At 56.0% G+C, this 5,473-nt stretch carries 3 protein-coding genes and 1 pseudogene; all 4 read right to left on the bottom strand.

The window, feature by feature from the left end:
- Positions 1-249, bottom strand: a pseudogene (locus tag WG908_RS16370) (sulfotransferase family protein); the annotation flags it as partial.
- Between the two features lie 112 nt (positions 250-361).
- Positions 362-1,273 carry an SMP-30/gluconolactonase/LRE family protein gene (locus WG908_RS16365; protein ID WP_340187574.1) on the bottom strand — a complete coding sequence of 304 codons (912 nt, stop codon included), beginning with the start codon at positions 1,271-1,273 and terminating at the stop codon, positions 362-364.
- A 63-nt stretch (positions 1,274-1,336) separates the two neighbouring features.
- Complete coding sequence (locus WG908_RS16360; RefSeq protein ID WP_340187573.1) at positions 1,337-2,563, bottom strand: MFS transporter; 1,227 nt, start codon at positions 2,561-2,563, stop codon at positions 1,337-1,339.
- 231 nt (positions 2,564-2,794) lie between these two features.
- Positions 2,795-5,314, bottom strand: a complete 2,520-nt coding sequence (locus tag WG908_RS16355; RefSeq protein ID WP_340187572.1) for a TonB-dependent receptor — start codon at positions 5,312-5,314, stop codon at positions 2,795-2,797.
- Positions 5,315-5,473: the final 159 nt, after the last annotated feature.

Below are 5,473 nucleotides of genomic sequence, written 5' to 3'. Positions count from 1 at the left end.
TGCGTCGATGATCTCGTCGAGAATTTCGGGATGCTCAGCGAGGTCTTTTTGGAACCACAGCCGGTTGATCAACAGGCGCAAGATGTTCTCCCGCAGATGCTCGACGCGATCGGGGCGGACGTCTACCTCGGCATTGACACCCTTCACGAGCATGTCGAGGCCTTCGCGGAAATCATCCGGTCCAAAGTCGGACAGGCCGGTCCGATCCTGAGCGGTTTGCAACAGTTCCTGTGCGTCGAGCACTTTCATTACCATTCTCTCCTCAAGGTCAGCGGCTTATTGCGTATCCACTCGAATAATGAAGGAGGCGGTTGCAATTGATACAAAGAGCAAGGTCCGCCGTTTGAGGCCAATCAAGACTTCAGCTATAGTGCGCCAGCCGTAATCCTGGTGTTTCCCAGCGGGTCTTGAAGAGACGCCCGGTCGTTCCCAGCGTAATCCAGGCATCCTGCATGTCCTTACCGCCAAAGCATATGTTGGTAACGACCATTTCATCCAGGGGATAGTTGGTGATCTGACCGCTTTCCGGATTGACCGATGCAATCCCCGGCCTCGCCGCCACCGTCGCCACCGCGACATGCCCGTTCGCTAGGACCGCAAACGAATCCGGCATTTGATGGGCCGCAAATTGACCAACAGGCCGGCCCATCACAAACCCTGTTGTCGGTGCTAGGTCGCCCGGTCCCTTTATGTCGAAGGCGACCAGCAATGACTCGTAAGACGGGGCGGTATAGAGGGTGTTTCTATCGGGCGACAGGCCAATGCCATTATAATGTGGTCCAGCCACTGCGCGCTTGATCAAGGAGCCGTCCGGCTTGGCATAAAACAGGCCTCCATACCCTATGCTATGGCTAAGGTGCTTGCCGAAATCCGTGAACCAGATGCCACCCTGATAGTCGAATACGATATCGTTGGGCGCAGAAAGGGGATGGCCCTCACAATTGTCGTAAAGCCGCTCGACCTTCCCCGTTCCGATGTCGATCCGGTCGAGCCATCCGGACTTGTAACCCGGCAAGGCTTCGCCGGGAATCGTCAGGCCATCGCGTTCGTGGCAGACAAAACCGCCGTTATTGACCACGTAGAGAAAGCCATCGGGACCGATTGCGGCCCCGCTCGGGCCGCCTCCTGGCTCTGCAACGGTTTCCTTGCGCCCATCAGGCCATACCCGGGTGATCCGGCCTGCGCCGACCTCGACCAGAATAATACTGCCATCCAGCATCCAAACCGGGCCTTCCGGAAAGCAAAGCCCATCGGTAACAACTTCATATTCCATCATCATTCTCCAAAATATGTCAGCCCATGGCGTTCAGTGCTTCAGGCGCAAGATATCCAAACGCTAAGTCTCGGCAGGAAGATTTTCCCTTGAGAGCGGCGGTTCAAGGCGGCGTCCCCGCGGTACCCTCGAATTGTGATGCTGGCCTGTTGTCATCGAAAGAACGATAAAAAGAAGGCAGCACAGGGCCATGACCGCAGCGATCACGGCAAATGGCGTCGTATAGCCGCCGGTGGATTCGAAGATGAATGCGATGGCGGGTGCGGCAACGAACAGAAAAGGCAACTTTATGCCGTAGCTCAGGCCCATTGCGCGGCTGGCGCTGTTCGACGGAATCAGCGCGCTTAGCGCGGCGCCGTGAAGCGTAAGCATGGGTGTAGCGCACAAGCCCAAACCCGCCGCGACCACGTACAGACCGCTGGTCGGGACCAGGATCATGGCAAGCCAAAGGAGCGTCAGCAGAAAGCTCGTCAGCGCGAGTGTCTGCGGCGGACCGCGCCAGTCCGCGATGCGGCCCCACAAAAGCACGCCGACCAGACCGGCGGCGCCATAGGCTGAGAGCATACCGCCGGCCGCCAGCAGGGTCATGCCCCGGCCCATGGCGAAAGCGACGATGTGCACATAGAAGGCCAGACTGGCCCCGGACATGATGCCCATGGCAAGCGAGAGAAGCCAGAAAGGACGCATGGAGAGAATTTGAAGGTTCGTGAGCGCCGAGCCGCCGCCTGTCTCTTCGACCACCATCTGCGACGTCGTCGCGCCGTCGCCGGTTGCGCTGAACCCGTTGGCCGGTGGATCGCGCAAGAGCAGGAACAGCGGCGCGATCGCGACAAAGATGACCGCTACAGTCGCAAGTATGGCCGATCGTCCGACGTGCGGAAGGACGCTACCGATGACGAAGGGCATGACCAGTATGAAGATGGGCAGTTCTGCGATCGATAGCGCGGCACCGCGACCATCCGTATACCAGCGGCTGATGACGGTCAGCGGCCCGATGATGCCGCTCAAAGAGATGCCGGCACCGGTCAATATAAACATGAACAGAGCCAGCGGATAATAGTTTAGCGTCGCCAGTCCAAAATAACCTATTGCACTCAGCAAGCAGCCACCAGCCATCGCGTGGCGCACCGGGACTATCTGCATGACATTGCCGAGAAAGGGGGCAAGGCCACCTACGGCCAGGGTGACGAAGGCCATGCCCAGGGACGCAGCAGGGCGGTTTATCCCAAAATGCTGCTCTGTACTGGCCAGTAGCGGCCCAAATGAGCCAAAAGCGAAGCCCATGGTCATGTTGCAGCCGAGAAAGCATATGCCGATCAACATCCACCGTGGCAAAGATCCACGTACAGGCATATTTGAAATCCTCTTAAATCCGCACGGATAAACGGGAAAGGCATTTTCTTTCATTGCTCGACAACTGCATAGTCAATGCCCACATTAGCCATCATCGCACTATATTAGATGAAAGCTATAGTCTGACTTCCACGCTGAAACACAGCATGGAAGTCAGGACATGATGCATCAAAATTTGTAGCCAACCCTGACCCCATATGTCCGCGGGCTGCCGGGCACCGCGCGGTCGGTAAAAGTCGAAGCGCCGAAGGAGTCCAGATATTTGGTGCCGCCAAGATTTTTGCCATATGCAGCGATGGTGAACCTGTCACCGGGCAGTCGCCATTCGATCTGTGCGTTGACCAAAGTGTAGGCGTCCTGATTCAGCCGGTTGATGGCGTCGAAGAAGAAGGCCGATGTGTGGAAAAGATGGGCAGAGGGCACGACCGAGCCACCAGATGGCAAATCGATCGTCCAGGAAGCGCCGACGTTAAATGTCCATTTCGGCGATCGAACGACCCTGTTACCAGACGCATCCACCGACACCGACATATTGCCGGTCCCATCGGGGGTCAGCGGCGGGAGTCCCGCTGCCCTCGGCACGAATGCCTGTGCCTTGTCGAAATCCTTGTATTTGGCGTCAAGATAGGAAATGCCCGCATTTATATCGAGCCGCGGGATCGGCCGGATTGTCGCTTCGAATTCGAAGCCTTTCGTCCGCGCCGATGCAGCATTTTGCAGAACCTGGAGATTGGTAACGGGGTCCTGAGACTGAACGACCAAGCCCTTGATATCATAGAGATAGGCGGCAGCGTTGGCCGTCAGCCACGGTGCGGGCTGGAGTTTCAGACCAAGTTCGTAGGCATTGATCCTCTCGGGGTCGATGGGTGTGCGTGAAAAAGCCGTCTGGCTGAACGTGCCGCTCTTGAAACCCTTCGAGTAGCTCGCATAGGCCAAGACATCGCGGCTGGGGTGATAGCTCAGGACAGCGCGGGGCGTTGCCGACGTATATTTCTTCTTGAAATCGTCAGCTCTCAAAACGCCATTTAGCGACCCCGTATATGTGAGTCTGTCTATATTATAGCGTATACCTCCGGTGAATTTGAAGTCGCCCAATGTGTAAGTGCCATCCGCGAACACCGCTAACGCCTTTGCATTGGTATTTGTCCTGAAGATCGTGCCATTAAAATTGAGATCGTTCCAGCCTGCATCCTGATTTGAATAGAAACCGCCAACGACCCATTTGAATGGCCCATCACCATTCGATATAATCTGCAGCTCTTGAGAAAAATTGTCACTATACTCGTCAAATGAAATGGTTTGATATTTGATCGGCGTAACGTCAGTGTCATAGTCCCGCACCGCATAGCGGTTTTTTCTCTTCGCTGTTATGGATACGACGCGTACGGGGCCAGCGTCCCAGTCGATGTGCAACGATCCGCCATATTGCTTGATCCGGGCAGAAGCGTCTGTGTTTAACGCGACATCATAAAATCCGGTCGGATTAGGAGTGATCGCCATCTTTCCCTGATAGCCATTGCGGGGCTGCTGCGAAATTCCGCTATTATCATCATTCTTCGCGTAATCGGCGTTTACCGTAAATGTGAGTTTATCGGTCGCCCGAAACAGGATGGAGCCGCGAGCCATCGTCCTCTCCAGTTCGCCGGTTCGCTCATTTCGGATGATATCATGAAGGTAACCGTCATCCTTTTCGTAGCTGCCAAGCAGCGATATCGCGACCCGGTCCGAAACAGGGCCGTTCACGTAGGCACCCACCTTGCGAGAATCGTAATTGCCATATTGGGCAGATAGCTTGCCCTTCCAGGTAAAGCCTGGCTGTTCGGTGTTCAATATTATCGCGCCGCCAGCAGTATTGCGCCCGAAAAGCGTTCCTTGCGGACCTTTTAGCACCTGCACCGATTCTATGTTTGCCAATTCGTACGAGGCACCGAAGGGGGACGGCATGAAGACGCCGTCGATATAGGTGGATATACTCCCTACCTCGCCAGGAATGATCGCTGTTGATCCGACGCCCCGGATGAAGGGAAGCACAACGTTCGACTGTTCGCTCATCGTCAGGCTAGGTGTCATCTGAGCAAGATCGGAAGTCGTATTTATTTGCTGCGTTTGCAACTGTTGCGCATTGAAGGCAGAAACGGAAATCGGAACATCCTGAAGGCGTTCGGCGCGTTTTTGAGCGGTCACGATAATGTCCGCGATGTTCGACGTCTGCGCGTCATCTGCTGCAGGGGACGGATGCGGGACATTATTGCTCGGCTGCGCTGCCCTCGCCGCGCCCGCTGGGGGCGCTGAGAGCGCAGCCGGCACCTGAGCCGGTGCGGGCCGGATAATGATCAGCCCCGAACTGCCGGTTTGTCCGACAAGACCAGTGTCTTTCAACAGGAGGCCAAGCGCCGTACGGGGCGTATAACTGCCCTTCAGGGCTTGCGTGCGTTTGCCCGACAGCAATGCGGCGTCAAAAGTAATTTGCATGTGCGTGGCACGTGCCAGTGTCCTGAGGGCGCGATCAAGTTCCTGCGCCGGGATATTCAGACTATAGGCTGCCTCTTGTGCGTAAGTGGGCATGCCCGCAAGAAAAATTGCCGATGCGGCAATGGAAGTTCCGCAGCTAAGGCGGCATCCTTGGAATCTTCCAATCATTGCTTTTCCCTCTCCAAATTCTTTTTTGTAGAGAGCAAGACGCGCCATGGAGCGGCGGGGACAGATGGTGCGTAAGAAAATTTACGGCCATTCTCCGTTAGAAGGAACAAGTTGCGCATAGTTCGCCCCGTCTCGGAGCGGTTTACCGAGTCACGCTTGGGGGAACGGCGATCCTGTCCCGGAATGTGGTGTAGTCCGCCTTTTCTT

The sequence above is a fragment of the Sphingobium anseongense genome (assembly GCF_037725245.1).
In the GTDB taxonomy this organism is placed as follows: domain Bacteria; phylum Pseudomonadota; class Alphaproteobacteria; order Sphingomonadales; family Sphingomonadaceae; genus Sphingobium.
The sequence above is the reverse complement of the archived record's forward strand: the minus strand, read 5'-3'. Positions and strand labels throughout refer to the sequence as shown.